This window comes from Evansella clarkii, from assembly GCF_002019695.1.
In the GTDB taxonomy this organism is placed as follows: domain Bacteria; phylum Bacillota; class Bacilli; order Bacillales; family Salisediminibacteriaceae; genus Evansella; species Evansella clarkii.
In genome coordinates, this window is sequence record NZ_KV917376.1 from 1,972,978 (window position 1) to 1,998,940 (window position 25,963).

Annotated in this window: 23 protein-coding genes; all 23 read left to right on the forward strand. The window is 44.8% G+C overall.

Going from position 1 to position 25,963, the window contains the following annotated elements:
* Nucleotides 1–29 precede the first annotated feature (29 nt).
* The 23 genes from BK582_RS08835 (at nt 30) to trxB (ending at nt 25,286) form a co-directional block, all read left to right on the forward strand.
* On the forward strand, nt 30–1,826 hold the full coding sequence (locus BK582_RS08835) for a PDZ domain-containing protein (protein ID WP_078594382.1): 1,797 nt from the start codon (nt 30–32) through the stop codon (nt 1,824–1,826).
* A 493-nt stretch (nt 1,827–2,319) separates the two neighbouring features.
* Nucleotides 2,320–4,320: an excinuclease ABC subunit UvrB gene (gene uvrB, locus BK582_RS08840; protein ID WP_078597913.1), complete on the forward strand. Its 2,001-nt coding sequence runs from the start codon at nt 2,320–2,322 to the stop codon at nt 4,318–4,320.
* 8 nt (nt 4,321–4,328) lie between these two features.
* Nucleotides 4,329–7,208 (forward strand): excinuclease ABC subunit UvrA, encoded by a 2,880-nt coding sequence (gene uvrA / locus BK582_RS08845; protein ID WP_078594383.1) that lies wholly within the window; start codon nt 4,329–4,331, stop codon nt 7,206–7,208.
* 553 nt (nt 7,209–7,761) lie between these two features.
* On the forward strand, nt 7,762–8,877 hold the full coding sequence (locus tag BK582_RS08850; protein ID WP_078594385.1) for a DUF4097 family beta strand repeat-containing protein: 1,116 nt from the start codon (nt 7,762–7,764) through the stop codon (nt 8,875–8,877).
* Between the two features lie 64 nt (nt 8,878–8,941).
* Nucleotides 8,942–9,139 (forward strand): PspC domain-containing protein, encoded by a 198-nt coding sequence (locus BK582_RS08855; RefSeq protein WP_078594387.1) that lies wholly within the window; start codon nt 8,942–8,944, stop codon nt 9,137–9,139.
* Nucleotides 9,140–9,496, forward strand: coding sequence for a phage holin family protein (locus BK582_RS08860; RefSeq protein ID WP_078594389.1), 357 nt, complete (start codon nt 9,140–9,142; stop codon nt 9,494–9,496). It abuts the gene before it with no gap.
* A gap of 251 nt (nt 9,497–9,747) precedes the next feature.
* On the forward strand, nt 9,748–10,686 hold the full coding sequence (gene hprK, locus BK582_RS08865; RefSeq protein WP_078594391.1) for an HPr(Ser) kinase/phosphatase: 939 nt from the start codon (nt 9,748–9,750) through the stop codon (nt 10,684–10,686).
* A 179-nt stretch (nt 10,687–10,865) separates the two neighbouring features.
* Nucleotides 10,866–11,765 (forward strand): prolipoprotein diacylglyceryl transferase, encoded by a 900-nt coding sequence (gene lgt / locus BK582_RS08870; protein ID WP_078594393.1) that lies wholly within the window; start codon nt 10,866–10,868, stop codon nt 11,763–11,765.
* Nucleotides 11,766–11,932: 167 nt separating this feature from the next.
* A complete protein-coding gene (locus tag BK582_RS08875) occupies nt 11,933–12,892 on the forward strand; it encodes a nucleoside recognition domain-containing protein (RefSeq protein ID WP_078597915.1) in 960 nt (319 codons plus the stop codon).
* Between the two features lie 175 nt (nt 12,893–13,067).
* On the forward strand, nt 13,068–13,763 hold the full coding sequence (ppaX, locus tag BK582_RS08880) for a pyrophosphatase PpaX (protein ID WP_236939120.1): 696 nt from the start codon (nt 13,068–13,070) through the stop codon (nt 13,761–13,763).
* A gap of 212 nt (nt 13,764–13,975) precedes the next feature.
* Nucleotides 13,976–14,527: an acyltransferase gene (locus BK582_RS08885; RefSeq protein WP_078594397.1), complete on the forward strand. Its 552-nt coding sequence runs from the start codon at nt 13,976–13,978 to the stop codon at nt 14,525–14,527.
* Nucleotides 14,528–14,984: 457 nt separating this feature from the next.
* A complete protein-coding gene (locus BK582_RS08890) occupies nt 14,985–16,175 on the forward strand; it encodes an ATP phosphoribosyltransferase regulatory subunit (protein WP_078594400.1) in 1,191 nt (396 codons plus the stop codon).
* Nucleotides 16,172–16,852 (forward strand): ATP phosphoribosyltransferase, encoded by a 681-nt coding sequence (hisG, locus tag BK582_RS08895; RefSeq protein ID WP_078594402.1) that lies wholly within the window; start codon nt 16,172–16,174, stop codon nt 16,850–16,852. The genes BK582_RS08890 and hisG overlap by 4 nt, the downstream gene beginning before the upstream one ends.
* Nucleotides 16,849–18,120 (forward strand): histidinol dehydrogenase, encoded by a 1,272-nt coding sequence (gene hisD / locus BK582_RS08900; RefSeq protein ID WP_078594404.1) that lies wholly within the window; start codon nt 16,849–16,851, stop codon nt 18,118–18,120. The genes hisG and hisD overlap by 4 nt, the downstream gene beginning before the upstream one ends.
* 49 nt (nt 18,121–18,169) lie before the next feature.
* A complete protein-coding gene (locus BK582_RS26895; RefSeq protein WP_169910921.1) occupies nt 18,170–18,397 on the forward strand; it encodes a hypothetical protein in 228 nt (75 codons plus the stop codon).
* 115 nt (nt 18,398–18,512) lie between these two features.
* Nucleotides 18,513–19,106: an imidazoleglycerol-phosphate dehydratase HisB gene (gene hisB, locus BK582_RS08905; RefSeq protein ID WP_078594406.1), complete on the forward strand. Its 594-nt coding sequence runs from the start codon at nt 18,513–18,515 to the stop codon at nt 19,104–19,106.
* The gene (gene hisH / locus BK582_RS08910; protein ID WP_078594408.1) at nt 19,103–19,732 is read left to right on the forward strand and encodes an imidazole glycerol phosphate synthase subunit HisH; all 630 of its coding nucleotides are present in this window, start codon (nt 19,103–19,105) and stop codon (nt 19,730–19,732) included. The genes hisB and hisH overlap by 4 nt, the downstream gene beginning before the upstream one ends.
* Nucleotides 19,733–20,464: a 1-(5-phosphoribosyl)-5-[(5-phosphoribosylamino)methylideneamino]imidazole-4-carboxamide isomerase gene (hisA, locus tag BK582_RS08915; protein WP_078594410.1), complete on the forward strand. Its 732-nt coding sequence runs from the start codon at nt 19,733–19,735 to the stop codon at nt 20,462–20,464.
* On the forward strand, nt 20,464–21,222 hold the full coding sequence (gene hisF / locus BK582_RS08920) for an imidazole glycerol phosphate synthase subunit HisF (protein ID WP_078594412.1): 759 nt from the start codon (nt 20,464–20,466) through the stop codon (nt 21,220–21,222). The genes hisA and hisF overlap by 1 nt, the downstream gene beginning before the upstream one ends.
* Nucleotides 21,219–21,896, forward strand: coding sequence for a bifunctional phosphoribosyl-AMP cyclohydrolase/phosphoribosyl-ATP diphosphatase HisIE (gene hisIE, locus BK582_RS08925; protein WP_078594414.1), 678 nt, complete (start codon nt 21,219–21,221; stop codon nt 21,894–21,896). Before hisF ends, hisIE begins: the two co-directional genes overlap by 4 nt.
* A 259-nt stretch (nt 21,897–22,155) precedes the next feature.
* Nucleotides 22,156–22,521, forward strand: a complete 366-nt coding sequence (locus tag BK582_RS26900) for a hypothetical protein (protein ID WP_218190718.1) — start codon at nt 22,156–22,158, stop codon at nt 22,519–22,521.
* Between the two features lie 461 nt (nt 22,522–22,982).
* The gene (locus BK582_RS08930) at nt 22,983–24,059 is read left to right on the forward strand and encodes a tetratricopeptide repeat protein (protein ID WP_236939316.1); all 1,077 of its coding nucleotides are present in this window, start codon (nt 22,983–22,985) and stop codon (nt 24,057–24,059) included.
* 270 nt (nt 24,060–24,329) lie between these two features.
* The gene (gene trxB, locus BK582_RS08935; RefSeq protein ID WP_078594418.1) at nt 24,330–25,286 is read left to right on the forward strand and encodes a thioredoxin-disulfide reductase; all 957 of its coding nucleotides are present in this window, start codon (nt 24,330–24,332) and stop codon (nt 25,284–25,286) included.
* Nucleotides 25,287–25,963: the final 677 nt, after the last annotated feature.

The window sequence follows — 25,963 nt, forward strand, 5'->3', positions numbered from 1 at the left end:
CCAGAAAAATATCAGAAGGAGGGGTCGTGATGGAGGTAATTGGATGGGAGTTATTAAGTGCGTTCGGACGTTTATGGCTTCATCCCCTAACATACATATTTATTCTCGCTGTCCTTTGGATCGGTGTGAGAAGAGTAAAACGGGAAAGAAAAGATTTCCATACAAGAGTATTTGATGTCATTCATGGCTTTACATTTCCATTAATGACCGGCCTTATATTTGGTCTTGTTATGTCCACTGTATTCGTGGCAGCAGGGATTGAGCTGCCAGTGGGAATAATGGTTCTCATAACACTTATCTGGTTGTTGTTCCTGCCTTTCAGAAATCTGAGATGGCTTAGTATGACAGCTGTAGGTTCTGTTGCGCTTCTGGCATGTTATTTTCTCCCGTCCGGAGGGACAGACTATCCGGTTGTGAATAACTGGATGTCAGAAATAAATGAAATGAATATGTTGGGATTTGCCTGGGTCCTTGCTGTTTTAGTTGCAGCAGAAGCACTGCTCGTATTAGTCAACGGAAGAAAAGATTCTTCTCCCAGGCTGTTCCCGAGTAAGCGTGGTAAGATCGTCGGAGGACATGAAGCTTCCCGGTTGTGGTTTGCTCCAGCCCTTGTTCTTTTTCCTGCGGGAGCGATTACTTTTGATGGCTGGTGGCCGTTATTTACTGCTGGCGGCGGAACGGGCAGTGGTTTAGTCTTTATTCCGTTTATTTTAGGTTTTCAGACAGTAATCCAAAGCCAGTTCCCGGATCAGGGCATTAAGAAGCTTGGTATAAGGCTCCTCTGGTTTAGTTTTTTAATTATAATTTTAATGGGGGCTGCAACATACTGGCCTGTTCTGGTTCCTGTAGTGGCAGCGGTTATTCTCCTGGGCCGGGAGTTTATCTTTTGGTTCCAGCGGACCGGGGATAAAAACAGGACAAGCCTGTTTACAAGAAGAGAAGACGGCCTGGTAGTTCTTGGTGTACTTCCTCATTCAACCGCGGAGAAAATGGGGATTGAAACAGGGGAAATAGTAACGAAAGTTAACGGGGTGGATGTAACAACCCAGCGGGAGATATATGAAGCACTTCAAAATAAACCGGCTTACTGTAAAATTCAGGTGAAGGACAGAAACGGTGAACCTCGTATTGTTCAGTCTTCTGTTTACGAAGGGGAACATTATCATCTAGGTCTCCTCTTTGTCCCGGATGATGAGATGATTAATTTATCTGCGAGAGGACTTCGATCTTCTGTTGTCATTCACAATGATCGTAAAGAAGAGCCTGGGAATAATACTGCTTCTGAAGAGAAGACAGTGGAGGAGGCCGTTTCAGCTTCTGGTACAAAGGAAGCTGATGATAAGATCAGCACCCGGAAAGCTGATGCTGACAGCGGTCTGTCGGAAGATTATTTGAAAAGATCAGAAAAACACAGGGAAACAGGCCAGCATGGGGGAAGTAACGAAGATGAAGGCACTTTCACAGCTGCTGATCCTGATAGAGAAGAAGTTACAATGAATACGAACTGGAAAAAGAGCATGGAAGAAATTGCTGCTGAAATGGAGAAGATCCAGGAAAATGCTTTTGCTGCTCTGTCAACTTTGGGCACTGAGGGTGAAAAGGCTGTGGCTCAAAGATCAAATGCGGAATTTACTGGCATATTTAGCGGTACTGCTGAAACGGGAACTTCTGCATTTTATGAGGAATTTAAAACCGCCAATAATAAACGTCATAAATGGCGGCCGAAAAACCTTGCCGGGGATACACAAGTTAAAGATAACTCTGAAGGGAATCCTCAGCATTTGAATGCTGCTGATGGAGAGGGAGAAAACCCAGCTAAAACATAGGATGTATATATTTGTAATGCAAAAATAAAGGAAGTCCTGGCTAAAAGCCATAAGGACTTCCTTTTCCTATATGCAAACTTAAAGAAGTCACAAAATTGTGCGGGGTCTGGCCCCGGTATTTTTCTTTCAAATATTGACGAATGTATGTTCGTGCATCGTGTTTTTGTGTTATAATAGTACAGATATGTTAAGAATGGGGTAAGGGATATAACAATAGGGTGGAATATACCATCTCTGCTCAATGAGATTTCGTATCTTCCCTTTTCCCAGTAATTGAGATAGAAGCGGGAGGGCCGGGTATTTGCTTTTTTCCCTCCTTTCAGTAACAATCTTTAAACAGGCCTTATATTTTAAAAACAGCAGCATCAGGGAACCAGCTGCTGTCAAATCGAATGCCACTGCTCCTGGCGCTGGCCAGGAGCCGGATAATATAAAATCTTTACTTGGTTTTAAAGAAAAAGCGACCTTATATACAGAGGAGGAGCTGCACGTGATAGAGAAATCAGACCAAACCTTTGAGTTAGTTTCGAAGTACCAGCCTGAGGGAGACCAGCCTGAGGCTATAAAAGAGCTTGTCCAGGGAATTAAAAACGGAGAAAAAATGCAAACATTGCTTGGGGCAACGGGTACAGGGAAAACATTCACCGTTTCCAATGTTATTCAGCAAGTGAACAAGCCTACCCTTGTCATTGCCCATAATAAAACGCTGGCAGGCCAGCTGTACAGCGAATTCAAAGAATTTTTCCCGAACAACGCCGTTGAATACTTCGTAAGCTACTACGACTACTACCAGCCAGAAGCATATATCGCCCACTCAGACACGTTTATTGAAAAAGATGCAAGTATTAATGACGAAATAGATAAATTGCGCCATTCCGCTACGAGCTCGTTGTTTGAGCGGCGGGACGTTATTATTGTGGCCAGTGTTTCCTGCATTTACGGTTTAGGTTCGCCGACCGAGTACCGGGACCTCGTTCTTTCTCTGAGAACCGAGATGGAAAAAGAGCGGAACGAACTGCTCAGGGAACTGGTGGACATCCAGTATGAACGAAATGATATTAATTTTACACGTGGTACTTTCCGCGTCCGTGGTGACGTTGTGGAAATTTTCCCTGCCTCCAGGGATGAGCATTGTGTACGTGTGGAGTTTTTCGGGGACGAAATAGACCGGATTACTGAAGTGGACGCTCTTACAGGGGAAATTCTCGGAGAACGGAATCATGTTGCAATCTTCCCTGCATCCCACTTCGTAACCCGTGAAGAAAAGCTGAAAAAGGCAATCGTTAATATTGAAAAAGAGCTTGAGGAACGCCTGAAGGAACTGAATGACAAGGGGAAGCTCCTTGAAGCGCAGCGACTGGAACAGCGTACACGCTACGATATTGAAATGATGCAGGAAATGGGCTACTGCTCAGGGATTGAGAACTACTCCCGGCACCTGACATTCAGGGAACCGGGGGCAACGCCGTATACTCTCCTGGATTTCTTTCCGGATGACTTTATGATTGTTGTGGACGAGTCCCATGTGACACTCCCGCAAATAAGGGGAATGTATAACGGGGACCAGGCGAGGAAAGGAGTGCTCGTGGATCATGGGTTCCGCTTGCCTTCTGCCAAGGATAACCGTCCTCTTAGATTTGAAGAATTCGAAAAGCATGTCAATCAGGCTATTTTTGTTTCTGCAACGCCAGGGCCGTATGAACTGGAACACTGCCCAACAATGACGGAGCAGATCATCCGTCCGACAGGGCTCCTTGATCCTACGGTGGATGTAAGACCGATTAAGGGACAGATTGACGACCTGATTGAAGAAATTCATCTGCGTAAAGAACGGAATGAACGGGTACTTGTAACTACATTAACGAAAAAAATGTCCGAGGACCTTACCGATTATTTTAAAGAAATCGGCATCCGTGTGAAGTACCTCCACTCGGATATTAAAACACTGGAACGAATCCAGATTATCCGGGAACTGCGTATGGGCACTTTTGATGTCCTTGTGGGAATCAACCTTCTCAGGGAAGGGCTTGATATACCGGAAGTATCTCTCGTTGCCATACTTGATGCGGACAAAGAAGGATTTCTCCGTTCCGAGCGGTCTCTCATCCAGACGATGGGACGGGCAGCAAGGAACTCGAACGGGCACGTCATTATGTACGCGGACAGGATAACAAACTCTATGGAAATAGCGATAGAAGAAACGAAGCGCCGCCGTGAAACACAAAAAGAGTTCAACGATAAACACGGCATTACACCTCAAACGATCCAGAAAGCAGTACCTGAACTTATTCAGGCTACGTATGCAGCTGAGGACGAAGAAACATACGAGGTGAAAAAAGCAATTGAAGCTCCTGGCCAGAAGCTGAGCAAAAAAGAAAGACAGAAAGTAATCGAAAGAATGGAAACAGAAATGAAAGAAGCAGCCAAAAACCTGGATTTCGAACGGGCTGCAGAGCTTCGTGATATTATCATCGAGCTGAAAGGGGAAGGGTGAACAAGAGAATGTCATTAGATAATATTGAAGTGAAGGGAGCCCGCTCCCATAATCTGAAAAATATAGATGTTACCATACCGAGAAATAAGCTTGTAGTTTTAACTGGTCTGTCCGGCTCGGGAAAATCGTCACTCGCGTTTGATACGATTTATGCTGAAGGGCAGCGAAGGTATGTAGAATCCTTATCTGCCTACGCCCGGCAGTTTTTAGGGCAGATGGACAAGCCGGATGTGGATTCCATCGAAGGGTTATCACCAGCCATATCCATTGACCAGAAAACAACGAGCCGGAACCCTCGTTCCACCGTTGGTACTGTTACGGAGATTTATGATTACTTGCGTCTCTTGTATGCCCGTGTAGGCAGGCCGATATGCCCGATTCATGGGGTGGAGATCAGCTCCCAGACAATCCAGCAGATGGTGGACCGGATGACAGCCTATCCGGAACGGACGAAAATGCAGATTCTCGCTCCGGTTGTTTCCGGAAGAAAAGGAACACATGCGAAAACCCTTGAAGACATTAAAAAGCAAGGGTATGTGAGAGTCCGGGTCGATGGCGAAATGAGGGAAGCAGCAGACGAAATCGAGCTGGAAAAAAATAAAAAGCATTCTATCGAAATAGTTATCGACCGTATCGTCATTAAAGAAGGCATCGAATCCAGGCTGGCAGATTCTCTTGAAACGGCCCTGGAACTGGCAGACGGCAGGGTAATTATCGATGTTATTGGAGAGGAGGAACTTCTATTCAGCCAGAAACATTCCTGTCCTCACTGTGGATTTTCTATCGGGGAACTGGAACCACGGATGTTTTCTTTCAACAGCCCGTTCGGCGCTTGCCCGTCCTGTGACGGTCTCGGCTCAAAGCTGGAGGTGGATCTGGATCTTGTAGTCCCTGACTGGAGCAAATCTCTAAATGAACATGCGATTGCTCCCTGGGAGCCGACAAGTTCGCAATATTACCCGCAGCTGCTGAAAAGCGTCTGTGACCATTTTGGTATTGATATGGATGCTCCTCTGGAACAGCTGCCAAAGCATCAGGTGGAGAAAATTCTTCATGGGAGCACGGACGATAAGATTTATTTCCGTTATGAAAATGAATTTGGCCGTATACGGGAAAAACACATTTATTTTGAAGGCGTCGTAAAAAATATTGCCCGCAGGTATCATGAAACTGGATCTGACTATATCCGGGAACAAATGGAAGGATATATGGCGGAAAAGCCTTGTCCAAATTGTAAAGGTAACAGGCTGAAAAAAGAGACTCTTGCTGTTAAAGTAGCTGATAAGCATATTGGCGAAGCGACAAGGCTATCTATTAAGGAAGCGAAAGAGTTTTTCAGCACTCTTGAGCTTAGCGAAAAGGAAATGACGATTGCCAGAATGATTCTCCGGGAGATTGAAGAGCGCCTCGGCTTCCTGATCAATGTGGGACTGGATTATCTTACGCTTTCCCGTTCTGCGGGAACGCTGTCTGGCGGTGAAGCGCAGCGAATCCGGCTTGCGACTCAGATTGGCTCTTCCCTTATGGGAGTTCTCTATATTCTTGATGAGCCGTCCATCGGTCTCCATCAGCGGGATAATACGAGGCTCATTCGCACTCTTGAAAGAATGCGTGACCTTGGAAACACCCTGATTGTTGTAGAGCATGATGAGGATACAATGCTTGCTGCTGATCATCTCATTGATATCGGGCCAGGTGCTGGTGCTCATGGTGGAGAAATCAGTGCAGCTGGCACACCGGAAGAAATCTGTGAGGATCCTGATTCTCTGACTGGCCAGTATCTGTCCGGGAAAAAATTCATTCCTCTTCCAATGGAACGGCGAAAGCCTTCAGACAGAAAGATTTCAATTGTTGGGGCTCAGGAAAATAACCTGAAGAAAACAAATGTGGATATTCCCCTTGGATTGATGGTTGCTGTTACAGGAGTTTCAGGGTCCGGGAAATCCACTCTCATAAACGATATTCTATATAAGTCACTTGCGCAAAAGCTTACTGTGGCAAAGGATAAGCCAGGTAAACACAAGAAAATATCCGGTATTGAACAACTCGATAAAGTAGTGGATATCGATCAGTCACCGATCGGAAGAACACCACGTTCAAATCCGGCCACATATACAGGTGTTTTCGACCATATCCGTGATGTGTTTGCAATGACTAACGAAGCGAAAATGCGAGGTTACAAAAAAGGCAGGTTCAGCTTTAATGTCAAAGGCGGACGCTGTGAAGCATGCCGCGGTGACGGGATTATTAAAATTGAAATGCATTTCCTCCCTGACGTATATGTTCCATGTGAAGAGTGCCATGGAAAACGGTACAACAGGGAAACCCTTGAAGTGAAATATAAGGGGAAAAATATTGCGGACGTACTTGAGATGACAGTGGAAGAAGCACTTGAGTTTTTCGAGAATATTCCACGAATCAAGCGGAAAATCGAGACGTTATATGATGTGGGGCTTGGATATATTACACTTGGACAGCCTGCGACAACATTGTCTGGCGGAGAGGCGCAGCGTGTAAAGCTCGCGTCCCAGCTCCACCGCCGTTCAACAGGGAAAACATTATATATTCTTGATGAGCCGACAACAGGCCTCCACGTTGCGGATATCGACCGCCTCTTAAAGGTATTGCAGCGTCTTGTTGAAAATGGTGATACTGTGCTGGTTATCGAGCATAATCTTGATGTTATTAAAACAGTCGACCATATCATCGACCTTGGCCCTGAGGGCGGGGACAAAGGCGGAACGCTCGTTGCTCAGGGAACTCCTGAAGAGGTGGCTGAAACAAAAGGCTCATATACAGGGGAATATTTGAAACCGATCCTTGAAAGGGAACGAAAACGTATGGAAGAAAGAATGAAAGAACGGGAAAAAGTAGCCTCAAATTCTTAATACAGAAAAAGGCAGCGCAGAGTGTTTATGCGCTGCCTTTTCCTTTTGCTGAAATAAACCGGCTGGATTTTTACGTTTGGATGAATTTCATATATAGACTTTGTATAAAGTGAACCTTCAATCAGTGGGGGGTATTCATCCCCCCCCCTGATTGTTAGTTGAACCAATCGGGATGTTAGCCTACGTTATCTCCCGCCTGAACATCTTCGCTTCCACTCCTGTTTTGAGGCGGGAGTTTTACGGACGGTTACATCGGGATAAAAAAACGAATCGAACAACAAAGTAACATTTAAGATACTATTCGTATTAAAGATGAAAATTCTGAATCGTGAAATTGATTCATTTAAATTAACACAAAAGTTTAACAATTCAAATCCTAACAGCGGAAGTTATTTTTGTTAAAATAAAAGGTGGAAGAAAGCTCCGGAATATAAAGTTGAAACTTTTTATCAGTTGAATCGTTAAATCTTAGTAGAGTCATTATAAAACTGAAAACAATGCAGAACGCATCTTAGCCATAACTTGATTATTATTATTATAAGGAGGAAGGATAATGCAGGAAGAACGGAAAATGATACTTAAGATGATTGAGGAAGGAAAAATCTCGGCAGAGGAAGGTTTACAGCTGCTGAACGCATTAAAAGAAGATAAGCAGGAGGGACCGAAGCACGATTATACGAAGAATGCTGATCATGGAGAAGGGTCTGTCTCCAGAGAAGTTGACTGGGAACAGGGTTCATCCTACAGACAAAAGTACAGGGAGAAATCTCCTTCTTTTGCAGCAAGATTCACAGAATTTATTGAAGATGCTGTGCAGAAAATTAAAGAGTTTGATCTGGACTTCAATTTTGGTTCTTCTGTGGAAATCCAGCATACTTTTCAGCACCGGGATGCAATAATTGAATACCTGGATGTATCGGTTGAAAACGGAAATATTACCTTAAAGCCTTGGGATGAAGAGGATATTCGGGTGGAATGTGCTGTCAAAGTATATAAAGTAAGAGATACTGATGAAGCAAGACGCCTTTTCCTTGATGAAGTAGTCTTCGATGTAACAAACAACAGACTGCGCTTTATGTCCGGAAGAAAGACGATGAAAGTGAACACCGTACTTTATGTTCCAAAAAAGGATCTGGAAAAAATCAAATTATATACTTTTAACGGAAAAATCAGCGGTGACAAAATCCCTGGCAAAAAATTCGAGGCGCAGACAGTAAACGGGCGTATTGGTTTTGAAGAAATTAATGCAGAAGAGGTCCGCCTGGAAACGGTTAACGGAACGATTTCTGTTGGAAAGCTTACCGCTGAGCATTGTGATACAAAGACGGTAAACGGAACGATTGCCATTACCGGAAACAGCAGGGAACTTGAAGCGGAAACGTTAAATGGAACCGTCAACTATACGCTTCTTGAGCCTGAGTCCAGTAAAGCCTATATAAAAACTACAACAGGAAGCGTTATGATCCATGTCCCTGAAGATGTAAAAACAGAAGGGGAGCTGAAATCAACCGTAGGCGGCATTCACTGCGATCTGCCTCAGCTCACTGTAATAGAAGAGAAGAAAGAATTTGCCAGCAAAAGTATGGCGTTTCTGGCAAATAAAAATGGGGAAAGATCATTCTATATAGAGGCAGAAGCAACGACAGGATCAATCACAGTACGAAATTAAAAACAGGTTGCGGAACAATCAGCGAAAAATATGCAGTCAAGATGAGGTAAAGGAGAGTGGTCTCATGAAACGTCTATACAGAACAACAGATGACCGGAAGATAGCGGGAGTTTGCGGTGGTCTGGGAAAGTATTTTAATATTGACCCTACCGTAATAAGGATTCTGGCACTGGTCCTTCTTATTGTATCTTTCGGAACAGCCGTACTTGCGTACTTAATCGGTGTGTTCGTCATCCCTAATGAAACGGAAGCGGGAAGATAAATGGGCTGGCTCATCCAGATTATTGTAAACGCAGTAGTGTTACTAATAATCGCTAATTTTTTCGCTGGGTTTGAAGTAGCAGGGTTTGGAGCAGCTATTCTGGCAAGTTTCATTTTAGCTGTCGTTAACCTCATTGTGAAACCGATTCTTGTAGTGCTGACACTGCCAGTAACAATTATTACTTTAGGCCTGTTCATGTTTGTCATTAATGCGGTCACATTAATGATTACGGCATGGGTAATGGGCGGAAGTTTTGTGATTGACGGCTTCGGCATAGCTCTTCTGGCAGCAATCATTTTTGCTCTCCTTAGTGCGCTTATCCACTCCTTTATTGTGGACCCGATTACAAAACGGTAAGAGTAATTATATACAACAGGCCTGGTCATGAACCAGGCCTGTTTTTTGATGCCCGTAAATAACTGATTGTATTTGTTCTGTCTGTTAGAAAGAGTGTGATAAAATAAGAAAAGCTTTTATTGAGACAGGCCGGGCTTCTTTGATGCCATATATTTTATATGCCTGGGGAAAATACAATGTAAACTATGAAGGACAATTAACCGGTTTTTTTATCAGCCGTACAGAGGATAAAATCTTAAGGAGGAAAAAATATGGCGAAAATTACTGCAAGACAGCTTATGGAAGAATTCAACCTTGAATTGCTTAATAAAGGGCAGGATGTTGCTTTCCGCCCGGTCGTGACGAGTGATATCAGCCGCCCGGGGATGGAAATGGCTGGATATTTTACATACTATCCTGCTAAGCGGATTCAGCTCCTTGGTAAAACAGAAATGACGTTTTTTTCTGAGCTTTCCAAAGAGGAAAAGGTGGACCGGATGGAAAGGCTTTGTACATACGATACACCTGGGATTATCCTGTCCCGCAGCATGGAGGCTCCGCCAGAGCTGATTGCAGCTGCTAATAGAGTAGGAGTCCCTGTCTTTAGTTCGTCAGTAACAACAACACGCCTCAGCTCCCAAATCACAAACTACCTGGAAAGCCAGCTTGCCCCGATGACGGCAGTACACGGTGTACTTGTAGATATTTATGGAGTCGGTGTGCTGATTACTGGCTCCAGCGGAGTAGGTAAAAGTGAAACAGCTCTGGACCTTGTTCGCCGTGGCCACAGGCTTGTCGCTGATGACTCGGTTGAGATAAAAGAGGAACATGAAGGGGTGCTTGTTGGCCGTTCCCCTGATCTGATTAAACATCTCCTGGAAATCCGAGGGCTGGGGATTATCAACGTAATGACCTTGTTTGGGGCAGGTTCGGTCCGTAATTTTAAACGAATCGGCCTGGGGATTCATCTTGAACTCTGGGATCAGAAAAAACAATATGACAGACTGGGGCTTGATGAAGATACAGTAAAGATTTTTAATACCGACCTTCCGAAGGTGACTATTCCTGTGCGTCCAGGAAGAAACCTGGCAGTTATCATCGAAGTAGCGGCTATGAACTTCCGGCTGAAACGAATGGGGATCAATGCTGCCCAGCAGTTTACAGACCAGCTTGCGGGAGTAATTGAAGATGGAGACAAAGAAGAGTTTTAAAGCATGCGCCGGTTCTGTGGTATTTTCCTGGACCGGTGTATGTTCGCTTTTCCTGTCCCCGACCAGTAATATATGATAAATTGAAACAGTAGTTTGTTTGTTAATTCGGTACTAAGAGAGTAAAAAAGCGGGAGTGATTTATAATTATCCAGCCGCTGAAAAAATGAGGTGTAGGTTGAATGACAGCAACAATACAGCCACTTAATCCGGTGGCATTTGAAATTGGCCCTCTTACCGTATACTGGTATGGTCTGCTGATTGGTTTAGGGGCTTTTTTAGGATATCTATTAGTAAACCATGAAGCGAAAAAACGAGGGCTTCCGAAAGACACATTTGCCGATTTATTGTTATATGCTATTCCTGCTGCCATTATCGGAGCTCGTCTTTATTATGTTATTTTCCGATGGGAACATTTTGCAGATGATCCTATGCGTATTTTCGCTATATGGGAAGGCGGTCTCGCTATCCATGGCGGACTCATTGCTGCAATCATAACAGCTCTAATTTTTACGAGAAAAAGAGGGTTATCTTTCTGGAAAGTTGTCGATATCGCAGCCCCTGGGATACTGGTGGGCCAGGCGGTAGGCCGCTGGGGTAACTTCATGAACCAGGAAGTGTATGGCGGGGAAGTTTCACGAAGTTTTCTTGAGAGCCTGATGCTCCCTGAGTTTATTATCAACCAGATGTACATTAACGGGGCATACCATCACCCTACGTTCTTGTATGAATCACTCTGGAATGTTCTTGGAATTATCGTCCTGCTCCTTCTTCGCCGTGTAAATCTGCGCAGAGGGGAAATGTTTATCACATATGCCATCTGGTATTCTGTTGGAAGATTTATCATTGAAGGAATACGTACTGATTATCTGCTAATCTTTGGTTTCCTGAAAACAGCGCAGGTCGTTTCGGTTCTGACAATCATCGGCGGTATTATTCTGATCATTTACCGCAGAAGAACAGGGCTGGCTGATAAACGTTATTTAGACGATGACGAGCCTGACGTTAAATCAGGCGTGAGCGGGAAGAAAGGGACTGGAAAAGGTAAAAACACTACGTCTGGAAAAAAGAAGAGAAAATAATAATATGGGAAGCTTAAACCGTATCAGCTAAGGCATCCAGCCTTATGCCTGCGGAAAGGTGTTTCTTAATAAGGCTGTGTCTCGGTTGAAGTCCTTGACGCGGCCTTTTTTTTCGCAAATAATGACTAGTATGGGTTAAATTGAAGGCAGAGGTGGGAGTTGTATTGGTGAACACTTTAAAACAAGGATTGAAGGTTGGTCTTCAGACCACCTGGACGCTCGGTAAAATAATTTTCCCAATCACACTCATAGTGACGATAATCGGCTATACCCCTCTGATGGATTGGCTGACAACACTTCTGTCACCATTAATGGGTTTTATCGGCTTAAGTGGAGAAGCTGCAATTCCGTTAGTGTTAGGGAATATATTAAACTTATACGCTGCTATTGGCGCAATGCTTACGATGGACCTTACAGTAAAAGAAGTTTTTATTCTGGCAGTCATGCTGTCTTTTTCTCATAATCTCATCGTTGAATCCGCGGTTGCCAAGCAGGTTGGAGTAAAAATCTGGATTATGGTAGTCGTCCGGATCGGACTCGCATTGTTTGCTGCCTGGGCCATTAATTTGTTCTGGCAGGGCGGTGGGGAAAGAGCCCAGTACGGATTTGTCCCCGCGGCAGGGGATGAAGCGGTGGCTGGCTGGGGAGCGATTGTTCTTCAGGGAGTGGAAAGCGCGTTCTTCGGAATCGTTCAGCTAGCAGTGATCGTTATTCCGATTATGATTTTCATCCAGATTATGAAGGACTTAAAATGGCTGGACGTTTTTTCGAAGTGGATGTCGCCTTTCACACGTGTACTCGGAATAAAAGAAAATACTTCAACAACACTTGCGGCAGGGCTTGTATTCGGCCTGGCTTATGGTGCAGGTGTCATGATTCAGGCAGTGAAAGAAGATGGAGTGAGCAAAAAGGATCTTTATCTTGTGATGATATTTCTTGTTGCCTGCCATGCGGTGATTGAGGATACATTACTGTTTGCGCCGCTGGGTATACCATTATGGCCTCTGCTGCTGATCAGGCTCGTAACAGCCATTGTGCTCACGATTGCAGTCGCAGTTATCTGGAACCGGCTGGAGAAAAAACAAGAAGCAAGAGACAGCAGCTGGAATACAGGCACCGGAGGTTAAAATCGGGAGTTATAAATCGAGGGTCTGGCCCCTCACAATTTTGTGACAGTTCAGGGGCCGTGACAGTTCAGGGGCCAGACCCCGCACAATTTTATGTAAATATATGAGTAATTATTGACTTTGCCACGAAAATGGACACAACCTTGCGTATTGCAGAAAAGGGAGATGAATGATTTTGAGTAAAAGCAAAGATTTACGAAGAACTGAAATAAATAATATAGATACAATTTTGTTTGACCTGGACGGCACGCTCATAAACACAATTGAGCTGATCGTCGCTTCGTTCCTTCATACGATGGAGACGTATTATCCAGGTAAATACAAACGGGAAGATATTGTTTCTTTTATAGGGCCCCCACTATCGGAAACGTTTAATAACCTGGATCCGGACAGGGTAGAAGAAATGACAAATACATACCGCACATTTAACCATGCAAAGCACGATGACCTTGTGGAAGAGTACGAGGGAGTCAAGGAAACCCTTGAGGTTCTTCACAAAGAAGGGTTTAAAATGGCTATCGTTACAACGAAGAGAAGGGATACAGCCATCAGGGGCCTTCAGCTGAAAAAGCTCGACCACTTTTTTGACGTAATTGTATCACTTGACGAAGTAACGAATTATAAACCACATCCTGAGCCGCTGCAGATGGCAATGGAGGCTCTTGGCTCGGTCCCGGAAAAAACCATGATGATTGGCGACAGTCAGCATGACATTCTGGGAGGAAAAAATGCAGGCACGAAAACCGCAGGTGTAGGCTGGAGTATTAAAGGCCAGGAATTCTTATCCACCTTTGAGCCTGATGTAATGCTTGGAAAGATGCCTGAACTGCTTGACTATCTTGGTCTTGAGATGGAAAAGAGCGCAGAGTAAGTTTAATTTTTGAAGGTTAGTTGATTAATGTACTTAATTCACTGTTCAATCGGCGAAAACCGTGGTTCAATGAACGAAATATGGGATTCAATTAGCGAACTGAGGTTCAATGAACGAAATATGGGGTTCAATCGGCGAAATTCAAGGTTCAATCAACGATCTCCGTTTTTAAAAGCAGATACTCTGCGAAATGAATTGAGGTGCAAAGGCTCATGAGAAGAACGACCCGATATGAGGTGGAAGAAGCGAATTCGCTGTGGCAGATATATAAAACAGTGCCCTTCTGGAAAGTCGTCAGGAATTTTGTCGTTATCCAGACTGCCCGTTACACTCCTTTTTTGCCGGTAAAAAACTGGCTTTATAAAACGTTTCTTGGAATGGAAGTGGGAAATAAAACGGCGGTTGCGTTAATGGTTATGATGGACACGATGTTTCCGGAAAAAATTAAGATCGGGGAAAACTCAGTAATTGGCTACAATACGACGATTCTTGCTCATGAGTATCTGATTAAAGAGTACCGCCTCGGAGATGTGAATATAGGAAACAATGTTTTGATAGGAGCTAATTCCACCATTCTTCCTGGCGTTGAAATTGGCGATGGGGCAATCGTGTCTGCAGCAACACTGGTACATAAAGATGTGCCTGCGGGAGCATTCGTGGGCGGCAACCCGATGCGGATAATAAGGACAAAGGAAGAACTTGAAGGAAGTATTCAGGCAGATACGGAGCAGGTGGGAAATCACGCCCCTCAGGAGAAAAGATAGTCTCTTGAGGGGTGTTTTTTATTTAAGGAGGTTGGACCAGGGGGGAGTAATGGTGCCATTGGAGGTGTGCGTACCTCCCTCCTGGTTGTGCGAACACCGCCCGATGTTGTGCGAAAGACGTTCTTAGTTTTGCGAACGACGTTCTTAGTTATGCGAACGTCCCCCCTAGGTTGTGCAAACACATTTCTGAAACGTGCAGCCCGCCTGACCCCAACTCACATAAAACGAATCTTCTGTTTTTTTGGTTGACTGTCAGTAGAATCCCCTGTAGACTACAAATATGATCTTTATTGCATTATCACATTAGCGAACTAAAGTAGATGAACTTAAGTAACAAAAAAACAATGTTACAATTAATATAATAAGCAACAATATTAGAAGAAGTTCACAAAATTGTACGGGGTCTGGCCCCCGAAATATGGGGGCACCGAAACATACAGGATGGGGTGTTGGCAGGATGTGGAAATTATTTATGTTTGAGAAGCCGGCGGGGATGCGTGATACTCTGCCTGAACTTTACCAGTTAAAGAGAGAAGTAAGAGAGGCTATTTCCGGAGAAGTCTCCCGCTGGGGCTATGCGCCCATTGAAACACCGACACTGGAGTATCATGAGACTGTTGGAGCGGCTTCTGCCATTCAGGAACAGCAGTTGTTCAAGCTCCTCGACCAGGATGGAAACACTCTTGTGCTACGTCCTGACATGACAGCTCCGATAGCACGTATTGCCGCGTCTACCATGAAAAACGCAGAGCGTCCACTCAGGCTTACATACGATGCGCCTGTTTTCCGCTCGCAGCAGCGGGAAGGGGGAAAATCAGCTGAATTTGAACAGATCGGTGTAGAACTTATAGGCGACAGCTCAAACAGTGCAGATGGCGAAGTAATCTCATTAATGATTGCATCACTGGAAAAAGCAGGACTGGAAAATTTTCAGATTGCTATCGGCCACATCGGTTTTGTTAACGCCTATCTACAGGAGATACTTGGTAATGAGACACGGGCAGATACATTCCGCCGCTACTTATATGAAAAAAATTATGTAGGTTTTCGCAAAAAAGCGGAGCAGTACCCTCTCTCATCCATTGACAAGAGAAGGCTGAAAGAGCTGCTCAGCTTAAAGGGCGGAACTGATGTGTTAGAAAAGGCACGTTCCCTTGCTGAAAGCAGGGAGGCCCTTGATGCGCTTCAGCAGCTGGAGGATCTTGTACAGGTGCTTGAAGCATACGGGCTTACTGACAAAATTATGATCGACTTAAATCTTGTATTGCATATGAGTTATTACACAGGCGCAGTTTTTGAAGCATATAGTGAGGGGCTTGGTTATCCTATCGGCAGCGGCGGGAGATATGACGAGCTGTTCAGCAAGTTTCACAGCCCTCAGCCTGCTACGGGATTTGGGCTGAGACTTGATAAACTGACTGAAGCCCTTGGAAAAATAAAAGACTCCGTAAGTAACGATGCTTGTGTTATTTTCAGCAATGAACGCAGAAAAGAAGCGATGGAAAAGGCCAGGGCGCTTAGAGAATCCGGACGTTCTGTCGTTATGCAGGACCATGGGGGAATTTCAGACATTGACAGATTCTCAGCCCAGTTTAAAGAAGTAATCTACTTCGTTGGCTCGAACGGAAATGGAGGGGACAGTAAATGACTGAGAACAGCAAAGGCCCAGTAATAGAAACGAACTCTGAAATAATAACGGTTGCCATGCCTAAAGGACGGATTTTTGAAGAGGCGGTCTCCTTGCTCCGGCAGGCAAATTATCCCCTTCCCCCGGAATTTGAAGATTCCAGAAAGCTTATTATCGAGGTCCCTGAAGCAGGCATGCGTTTTATCCTTGCAAAACCAATGGATGTGCCGACATACGTGGAATACGGTGTAGCAGATGTTGGTGTTGCGGGAAAAGATGTTTTACTTGAAGAAAAACGGGATGTATATGAGGTGCTGGACCTGAAAATCAGCGAATGTTATATGGCTGTGGCTGGCTTGCCTGAATACGATCCTAAAGCAGATATCGCTCCAAAAATAGCGACAAAGTATCCGAATCTTGCTTCTGATTACTTCCGGGAACAGGGAGAGCAGGTGGAAATCATTAAGCTCAATGGATCTATTGAGCTGGCACCGATTATCGGGCTTGCTGACCGTATCGTGGATATAGTTTCTACCGGAAGGACTCTGAAGGAAAACGGTCTCGTTGAACTGGAAACGATGATGCCGATTACTTCCCGGTTTATCGTAAACCCGGTAAGCTACAGAACGAAATCGGCGGCTATTGATGATATGGCAGAGCGTATTGCAGCTGTGGTGGAAGGAGAAAAAACAACATGAAAATCGTTCCCCTTAGTTCAGATGTTTCATTAAAGCGCAGCCTTGATGAAGGTACAGAGGAGCAGCTGAAGGCTGTAAAGGAAATCATTGCAGCGGTGAAAAAAGAAGGTGATGCTGCTGTTCTCAAATACACAGAGCAATTTGACGGTGTCCCTCTTCAGGATAACAAAGTTACCCAGGAGGAGATCGATGAAGCGTATAATAAAATAGATGAAGAAACGCTCGCTATTATTCGGGAGGCAAGAGAAAATATAAGGGATTTTCACGCCCGGCAGGTTCAGCAGTCCTGGATCACGACAAAAGAGGATGGAACGATCCTCGGCCAGAAAGTGACTCCCCTTGATGCAGCCGGAGTTTACGTACCTGGAGGCCGTGCAGCATACCCGTCCACAATATTAATGAACGTGGTTCCTGCGCAGGTTGCAGGCGTAGAGCGAATTGTGATGGTTTCTCCCCCGCAAAAAGACGGCAGCCTGAATGCCACTGTTCTTGTAACGGCCAGTGAACTAGGCATTAAAGAAATATACAAAGCAGGCGGTGCTCAGGGTGTCGCAGCTCTTGCCTACGGGACGGAGTCTGTCCTCCCGGTTGATAAAATTGTCGGTCCTGGAAATATTTATGTAGCGCTGGCAAAACAGCAAGTGTTCGGTTCGGTAGACATTGATATGATTGCAGGTCCAAGTGAAATCGTCGTGCTTGCTGACAAAACAGCGAATGCCGACTACGTGGCAGCTGACCTTTTGTCGCAGGCGGAACATGATCCAATGGCCTCTGCAATCCTCGTTACTACTGATCAAACCCTTGCTGAGAAAGTATCAGAAGAGGTGGAACAGCAGCTGAAAAGTTTGCCGAAAGAGGAAATAGCCTCAGCTTCTATTAGAGATTTCGGAGCGATTTACGTGGCTGAAACGATGGACCAGGCCGTAGATGCAGTAAATGAGCTGGCTCCGGAACATCTGGAGGTTATGACAGAGGAGCCGTGGGAGATTCTTCCCCGAATTCGCCATGCAGGTGCTATTTTCCTTGGCGAATACAGTTCCGAGCCGGTTGGTGATTACTTTGCCGGTCCGAACCACGTGCTGCCTACAAACGGAACAGCCCGGTTTTCAAGTCCGCTCACAGTAGAGGATTTTACGAAAAAATCCAGTATCCTGTCTTACAGTAAATCAGCAATGAGCAAAAACGGTGAAAAGATCGCGGCATTTGCCCGCCTTGAAGGATTAGAAGCTCATGCAAGGGCAGTGGAAAAACGCTTTGAGGGTAAATGAATTTCACATATGGGTTTTGTGTAAAAGAAGTCTACCACTATTTTTCGAATTGCAGCGTAAGACGGCGGTGACTGTCTCTTCCTCTGACAGCTTAGCTCCGGAGAATATCCGTCGAGACAACTCGATGCATTTGCGTGATGAAGATCCTCGTTCTTGCGGGAACGCGCGAGCTGAAAATCCATTTTTGACGGCGTTCAGCCGGCAAAAATTAGTTGAAGCCGTGCCCGCAGAACGCGTCCGTCTGAAGCGTGAATCGAACAACAGAGTAACAATTTAAGATAACAGTCGTATTAGAAATGAAAATCTTGAATCATGAAATTGATTCAGGGTAAAAAGTAAAAAATAACACGGATAAGCAGCACTTTATTTTTACAACCGAACGGAGGAACATGATGAGTAAACGCGAGGCAACAATTCAGCGAAAAACAAATGAAACCAATATTGAGCTATCTTTTAATATAGATGGGGATGGAAAAGCGCGTCTTGAGACAGACGTTCCTTTCATGACGCATATGCTCGATCTTTTTACGAAGCACGGGCTGTTTAATCTTGACCTTACTGCTAAAGGTGACACAGAAATAGACGATCACCATACGACTGAGGACATAGGCATCGTCCTTGGGAGTGCGCTTAAACAGGCCCTCGGTGATAAAAAAGGGATTAAAAGATACGGAAATGCATTCGTTCCAATGGATGAAGCCCTCGCACAGGTGGTTGTGGACCTTAGCGACCGCCCTCATCTGGAATTCCGGGGCGAGCTTCCGGCCCAGAAAGTCGGTTCTTTTGATACGGAGCTTGTCCATGAGTTTTTGTGGAAGCTGGCACTTGAGGCGAGGATGAACCTTCACGTTATTGTTCACTACGGCCACAATACCCACCATATCATTGAAGCGATATTTAAAGCACTTGGGCGTGCTCTTGATGACGCAACACAGAAGGACCCTCGGGTGACAGGGGTGCCATCGACGAAAGGAAGCTTAGGATGATCGGAATAGTAGATTACGGAATGGGAAATCTCTACAGCGTAACGAAGGGTCTTGAACGAATTGGCCATACGCCGTTTCTTTCCGAAGATCCTGATGAACTGGCAAAAGCAGACCGGCTGCTCCTCCCTGGTGTAGGTTCATTCCGGGATGGGATGGCAGAGCTTAAGAAAAGAGGCCTTGATGAATTTTTGAAAAAATGGGCTGCTGAAGGACGTCCACTCCTTGGAATCTGTCTCGGGATGCAGCTCCTTTTTGAGGCCAGTGAAGAAAACGGACCGACAGAGGGGCTTGGCCTGCTGCCAGGAGAGGCAGTGAGATTTTCCGGTAAAACAGCGGATGGGCGGCGTTATAAAGTTCCTCATATGGGCTGGAACAGGCTGGAGTTTCATCAGCCTGACCATCCGATTTTAAAAGATGTTCCGTCCGGCCATGTATACTTTGTACATTCCTATGTGGTTAAAGTAAAGGAAGCGGATGTGCTCATAGCTTCTTCAGACTATGAAGAGCTCGTGCCTGCAGTAGTTGGCAGGGGATCTGTCTGGGGCACTCAGTTCCACCCGGAAAAAAGCAGTGTCGCTGGAATGCGTATGCTGTTGAATTTCGCCAACGCGAAAGGGGTTATTTAAATGTTTACAATATATCCTGCTATTGATATCAGAGGCGGTAAGTGTGTAAGGCTGATTCAAGGTGATTATAATCAGGAAACTGTTTATGGGGAGTCGCCTTTTCAGATGGCTGAGGATTTTGCTGAAAAGGGGGCAAGCTGGATACATATGGTGGATCTTGATGGGGCAAAGGAAGGAAAGCCTGTAAATGATGAAGAGATCTTAAAGGCTGCCCGGGAGCTTGATGCTTCCATTCAGGTTGGCGGGGGTATCCGCGACCGTAATGCTGTTTCCCGTTATCTGGATGGCGGGGTAAGCAGAGTCATTCTCGGAAGTTCAGCTATTTCTGATCCGCAGTTTGTCAAAGAAATGCTTGCAGAATATGGCGGCGAGCGTGTAGCTATCGGTATTGATGCAAGGGACGGATATGTTGCAACCCACGGATGGCTGCAAACTTCGGAAGTGAAAGCGGAAGAACTGGCACTGGAACTGGCCGGTTACGGGGCAGAAACTTTTATCATGACAGACATTTCCCGGGACGGTATGCTCTCAGGACCTAATACAGAAGCGATAGCTAATCTTGGCAAAGTTACTGGTAAAAAAGTTATTGCCTCCGGCGGCATGAAGGAAATGGATGACCTGCGTAAACTAAAAGAGCGTTTGGGTGATGGTGTTTCTGGTGCCATTATCGGCAAAGCGCTGTATACCGGGAGAATTGACCTCGTGGCAGCCTTAAAGGAGGCAGGGGAATAATGCTGACAAAACGAATTATTCCTTGTCTCGATGTGAAGGAAGGCAGAGTGGTTAAAGGCGTTCAGTTTGTCGATTTGCGGGATGCCGGTGATCCGGTGGAGCTTGCCGCCTTTTATGATGAACAAGGGGCAGATGAACTCGTTTTTCTTGATATCTCTGCTTCTCATGAAGGAAGGGAAACGATGGTCGATGTGGTGGAAGAGGTGGCGGCTAAGCTCGCTATCCCCTTTACAGTCGGCGGAGGGATTAATACTCTGGAAGACATGAAGCGGATTCTTCGGGCAGGAGCGGACAAAGTTTCCTTAAATACTGCTGCACTAAAAAGGCCGGACCTGATTAGTGAGGGAGCTGATTTCTTTGGTTCCCAGTGTATCGTTGTGGCGATTGATGCAAAATGGGATGAAGTACTTGGTTCCTGGCGGGTATACACCCATGGAGGACGAAAAGAAACAGAGTGGGACGCAGTTTCCTGGGCTAAAAAAGCAGTTGAACTCGGTGCAGGAGAGATTCTGCTGACTAGTATGGATCAGGACGGAGAAAAAACCGGATTTAATATTTCCCTGACTAAAGCTGTCAGTCTCGCCGTATCTGTGCCCGTTATTGCCTCCGGAGGCGCCGGTGCTAAAGAGCATTTTTACGATGTGTTCGATGATGCAAAGGCAGATGCGGCTTTAGCAGCTTCTATTTTCCATTATAAAGAGACATCTGTCGCGGAAGTAAAAGCGTATTTAAAGGAAAAGGGGCTGGAAATACGATGAAGCTTAATATAAATGAACTGAAGTTTGACGAAAAAGGTCTCCTTCCTGCTATTGTTCAGGATTATCAGAGTAAAGAGGTTCTTACTCTCGCTTATATGAACCAGGAGTCGCTGCGCAAAACCGTTGAGACCGGGGAAACTTGGTTTTACAGCCGTTCCAGGCAGGAGCTCTGGCATAAAGGTGCTACTTCGGGAAATACCCAGCAGGTAGTGGAACTGCGGGCAGATTGTGATCAGGACGCTCTTATCGTTCTTGTCATACCTTCAGGACCAGCATGCCACGAAGGTACATACAGTTGTTTTAAAACAGTAACAGCTGATAGCCCGCCGGGAGATACGGAAAAAGCGAGCAGCAAGGATACTTCCTCCTTCCTGGAAGGTGAACGTTTCGCTATTTTGAATAAGCTGGAAAGCCTGATTGCTGAAAGGCAGGGAGAACTTCCTGAAGGTTCCTACACCACTTATTTGTTTGAAGAAGGCGTAGATAAAATTCTTAAGAAGGTTGGGGAAGAGGCTTCGGAAGTGATTATCGCGGCGAAAAACCGGGATAAGGAAGAGTTGACATGGGAAAGTGCCGATCTTCTTTTCCACTGGCTTGTACTGTTGCGCGAGCAGGGCCTTCCGTTAGATGAAGTTTTGAAACGTCTCGAAGATAGACATATAAAAGGTAATTAGAGACTGATGCTGCAGGCTGTCCCAAGTTGATGAAAACCCGTACCTCTTCTTGGAAGGTGCGGGTTTCTCCAATTTCACAACAAGGAAGTGTGATATCGCATTAAGGAACTCGATTCGCAACAAGACGGCGTGATATCGCAACAAGCACCCTCTTTTTCGCAACAAGACGGTGCGATATCGCAATAAGGAACTCGATTCGCAACAAGACGGAGTGATATCGCAACAAGCACCTTCCTTTTCGCAATAAGCCATGGTGATATTGCAACAAGAAATTCGATTCGCAACAAGGCGGTGTGATATCGCAACAAGCACCCTCTTTTTCGCAATAAGCCATGGTGATATCGCAACAAGCAACTCGATTCGCAACAAGACGGTGCGATATCGCAATAAGGAACTCGATTCGCAACAAGACGGCGTGCTATCGCAACAAGCACCCTCTTTTTCGCAACAAGACGGCGTGCTATCGCAACAAGCACCCTCTTTTTCGCAACAAGACGGCGTGCTATCGCAACAAGCACCTCAATTCGCAACAAGACGGTGTGATATCGCAACAAGCACCTTCTTTTTCGCAACAAGCCATGGTGATATCGCAACAAGCACCTCAATTCGCAACAAGGAGGTGTGATATCGCAACAAGCACCTTCTTTTTCGCAATAAGACGGTGCGATATCGCAATAAGGAACTCGATTCGCAACAAGACGGTGTGATATCGCAACAAGCACCTTCTTTTTCGCAACAACCCCCTTGATATCGTAAACAGGCTGATCTGTTTTAACAAAAAACCGTTTTTTCCCATTACTCAGAACCATGGCGTTGTTTGTAGAAGTTTGACGTGTTATACTGCAGTTATTATAATAATGGTCTGTTTTGCACCGAAATTTGCGGAATAATATTACAGATCTTCCGAATTGACACTTTTTGAGACTAAGTTTATGAACACCAAAACCACCGAAGCAACAGAAATTGCACAAGAATAGGTCAATTGGATACTTGTCTTTTAGTAGATAAATGTTTAAAGTTTTACTGTTGGATTTAGAAAGTTATGACCAGTAATTTAACGGACAGGAGGGCTGTCAGGTGCGGGAAATGAATCAGGAAAAGAAGAAAGGCCAGATAATACCTTTTATGCAGGACGGTGCGTATTTCTATAAGAAGGGCATCCAGGCATACCAGAACCGCCAGGTAGATCAGGCGGTACATTATATCCAAAGAGCTGTCCGGCTCGATCCGGAAGAGCCAGTTTTTTTATGCCAGCTTGCTATTGTCCTAGCTGAAAAAGGAGAGTTTGAGAAAGCTAACGACTGGCTGGAAAAAGTCATTAATGAAGTAGACGAAACGATGAGCGAATGTTACTTTTTTATGGCAAACAACCTGGCACACCTGGGGCACTTTGAATTAGCGAAGCTGCGTCTGAAAAAGTACCTGAAAATGGAACCTGACGGGGAATTTGCAGAAGATGCACAATCGCTGCTATATATGATTGAAGAAGAAGGCGGAGAGCTGGAAGATGAGCTGGACGAGCTTGACCCAGTTCCTACCCCCCTTGAAAAAATCGCAGATTACCTGAATAAAGGTAATTACGAGTGGGCAGAAAAAGAAGCGAGAGGCTATATTCTTGAACACTCTAAAGAATGGGATGTGTATGCTTATTTAGCAGAATCCCTTATGAATCAAGGGAAAACGGAAGAAGCAAGATCAATTCTTAAAGACCTGCTTATAAAAGAGGACCCAAATTTTCTTGCTCAGTGTCTTATGGCAGTGTTAATTAAGAAAAATGGCGAGCAGGAAAGCCAGATCTGGATTAATAATTTAAAATATTTACGCCCGATGAAAGACTGGCACACGTATTATCTCGCTAAAACGATGTTTTTTGTAGGTGAATATGAGGTATCTTATAAGCTGTTCCAGCGGTTATACCGGGGAAGCGATTTCAGAAAGACGCCAGCTTTCTTCCATCAGCTCGGAATAGCTGCCTGGAAGAACGGGCACAAGGAAAAAGCCCAGAGGCACTTTGAAAAAGCCCGTGCTCTTGATTTTCATGACGACAGCATCGCAGCTGTATACCTCGATCTTTTATCATCCGCGGCGGAAAAAGGAACATATCCTGAAAATGAATGGTTCATCTATTCAGAACCGGAACGAATCCTTGAATCCATTGAATGATAAAGCTTTCGTGTGCAAATAATACAAAATAGATTACAGGACAAATCCTGCTTGCATCGGCTGTAGTCGTGTGAGCAGGATTTTGGACTTATAAGAGGTTTTTTCATACGATATACATGTGGAGACGGGAAGCTTAATTTTCCTGAAATGTGGTACAGGAAAACTAAAGGAAATTCACAATAAAAGAGAAATGGCAGCGGGAAACCTACACACTTTGCCATACTCAGACAAATAATTAGTAAAACAATTAGCTAAGGGAGTGGAATCAGCATGAGTGAGGAAAAGATTCATGACGTAGCAATAATCGGTGCCGGCCCGGCTGGAATGACGGCCGCAGTATATACGTCCCGTGCCAATCTTTCAACAGTAATGATTGAAAGAGGTATACCGGGAGGACAGATGGCAAATACCGAAGATGTGGAAAACTACCCTGGTTATGACCATATTCTTGGACCGGATCTCTCAAACAAAATGTTTGAGCACGCAAAAAAATTCGGAGCTGAATATGCATACGGGGATGTTAAAGAAATCATAGATGGAAAAGAATATAAGCGCATTGTTACCGGGAATGGCGAGTTTAAAGCAAGAGCGATTATTCTGGCGACAGGTGCTAAATATAAAAATCTTGAGGTTCCGGGTGAAAAAGAACTTAGCGGACGTGGTGTCTCTTATTGCGCTGTTTGTGACGGAGCTTTCTTTAAAGAGAAAGAACTTGTAGTCGTAGGGGGCGGAGACTCAGCTGTTGAGGAAGCGGTATACCTTACCCGCTTTGCAAAGAAGGTGACAATTATTCACCGCAGAGATGAGTTCCGTGCTCAGAAAATCCTTCAGGACAGGGCTTTTGCAAATGACAAAATCGATGTCATCTGGAGCCACGTAGTGAAAGAAATTAACGGCGAGAATGGAAAAGTAAGCAGTGTAACCCTTATTAACAAAAAAGATGGTTCGGAAAGTGAATTCAAAACTGACGGAGTATTCATTTACATTGGAATGCTGCCGATAAACGAGCCGTTTCTCAATCTAGGAATCACTAATGCCGATGGGTATGTAGAGACAAACGAAGAAATGGAAACTAAAATCCCGGGGATTTTCGCTGCCGGCGATATCAGGGAAAAATCACTGCGCCAGATTGTAACAGCAACTGGTGACGGAAGTATTGCCGCCCAGAACGCCCAGCATTATGTGGAAAGTTTAATGGAGGAGCTGGATACAGCTGACAAAGCGTAATCAGCCTGCTGCCAGAGAGTCCGTTAGCTTTCAATGGTATTTTTAACAGCGGGACGAAGCGGGATTTTTTCTACCCTGTCCGGCTGTTTCTATCCTTACAAATGCTCTCATCTACACAGTTTCACATGAAGTTAAGGGTAAATGTGTGAGAAATCTGAAAAAACTGTGTAATAGGAGCGATGCAAAAGTTTTTGTATGAGGAAGTTAACGCATCGGAGCAACTGTTCTATATGATGGAGACTATCTGTGTTATTTAGAAGCAACTGGAAAAAGCCTTAAATGTTAAGGCTTTTTCGACTTTACACGAAACTATTTACAAAAAGTAATGGTCACTTAACTCTTCTGTAACACAGATGAAATATAAAACAGTTAATATGAAGTTAGTAATTGACCCCCTTTTTTATATATTTTATTTGCACGGACATTCGTCCGTGCCTTTTTTTTTTACTATAATACAAAATTTTAGCGAAGAAGAGGATTCCGTGTAGTGGATTTTTTCAGGGCCATAGTATAAGTGCAGCTACGCCTCTGACTTCCGCAGGACGTGGTGACTTCTACATTCTCACAGGGCGTGAGGAATTTTGCCGAAGATCACTATTATAAGGCTTGCCAGTCGGTGAGTTTTCTTTATGTATATCTGTCGGGGGGCAGGTTTATATAGTATAATAATAGTGCGA

Bases quoted from the DNA above. Each gene is read 5' to 3' on its own strand.
- BK582_RS08835 (WP_078594382.1), top strand. From the start codon at position 30: ATGGAGGTAATTGGATGGGAGTTATTAAGTGCGTTCGGACGTTTATGG.
- uvrA (WP_078594383.1), top strand. From the start codon at position 4,329: ATGTCATTAGATAATATTGAAGTGAAGGGAGCCCGCTCCCATAATCTG.
- BK582_RS08850 (WP_078594385.1), top strand. From the start codon at position 7,762: ATGCAGGAAGAACGGAAAATGATACTTAAGATGATTGAGGAAGGAAAA.
- BK582_RS08855 (WP_078594387.1), top strand. From the start codon at position 8,942: ATGAAACGTCTATACAGAACAACAGATGACCGGAAGATAGCGGGAGTT.
- BK582_RS08860 (WP_078594389.1), top strand. From the start codon at position 9,140: ATGGGCTGGCTCATCCAGATTATTGTAAACGCAGTAGTGTTACTAATA.
- hprK (WP_078594391.1), top strand. From the start codon at position 9,748: ATGGCGAAAATTACTGCAAGACAGCTTATGGAAGAATTCAACCTTGAA.
- lgt (WP_078594393.1), top strand. From the start codon at position 10,866: ATGACAGCAACAATACAGCCACTTAATCCGGTGGCATTTGAAATTGGC.
- BK582_RS08885 (WP_078594397.1), top strand. From the start codon at position 13,976: ATGAGAAGAACGACCCGATATGAGGTGGAAGAAGCGAATTCGCTGTGG.
- BK582_RS08890 (WP_078594400.1), top strand. From the start codon at position 14,985: ATGTGGAAATTATTTATGTTTGAGAAGCCGGCGGGGATGCGTGATACT.
- hisG (WP_078594402.1), top strand. From the start codon at position 16,172: ATGACTGAGAACAGCAAAGGCCCAGTAATAGAAACGAACTCTGAAATA.
- hisD (WP_078594404.1), top strand. From the start codon at position 16,849: ATGAAAATCGTTCCCCTTAGTTCAGATGTTTCATTAAAGCGCAGCCTT.
- hisB (WP_078594406.1), top strand. From the start codon at position 18,513: ATGAGTAAACGCGAGGCAACAATTCAGCGAAAAACAAATGAAACCAAT.
- hisH (WP_078594408.1), top strand. From the start codon at position 19,103: ATGATCGGAATAGTAGATTACGGAATGGGAAATCTCTACAGCGTAACG.
- hisA (WP_078594410.1), top strand. From the start codon at position 19,733: ATGTTTACAATATATCCTGCTATTGATATCAGAGGCGGTAAGTGTGTA.
- hisF (WP_078594412.1), top strand. From the start codon at position 20,464: ATGCTGACAAAACGAATTATTCCTTGTCTCGATGTGAAGGAAGGCAGA.
- hisIE (WP_078594414.1), top strand. From the start codon at position 21,219: ATGAAGCTTAATATAAATGAACTGAAGTTTGACGAAAAAGGTCTCCTT.
- BK582_RS08930 (WP_236939316.1), top strand. From the start codon at position 22,983: ATGAATCAGGAAAAGAAGAAAGGCCAGATAATACCTTTTATGCAGGAC.
- trxB (WP_078594418.1), top strand. From the start codon at position 24,330: ATGAGTGAGGAAAAGATTCATGACGTAGCAATAATCGGTGCCGGCCCG.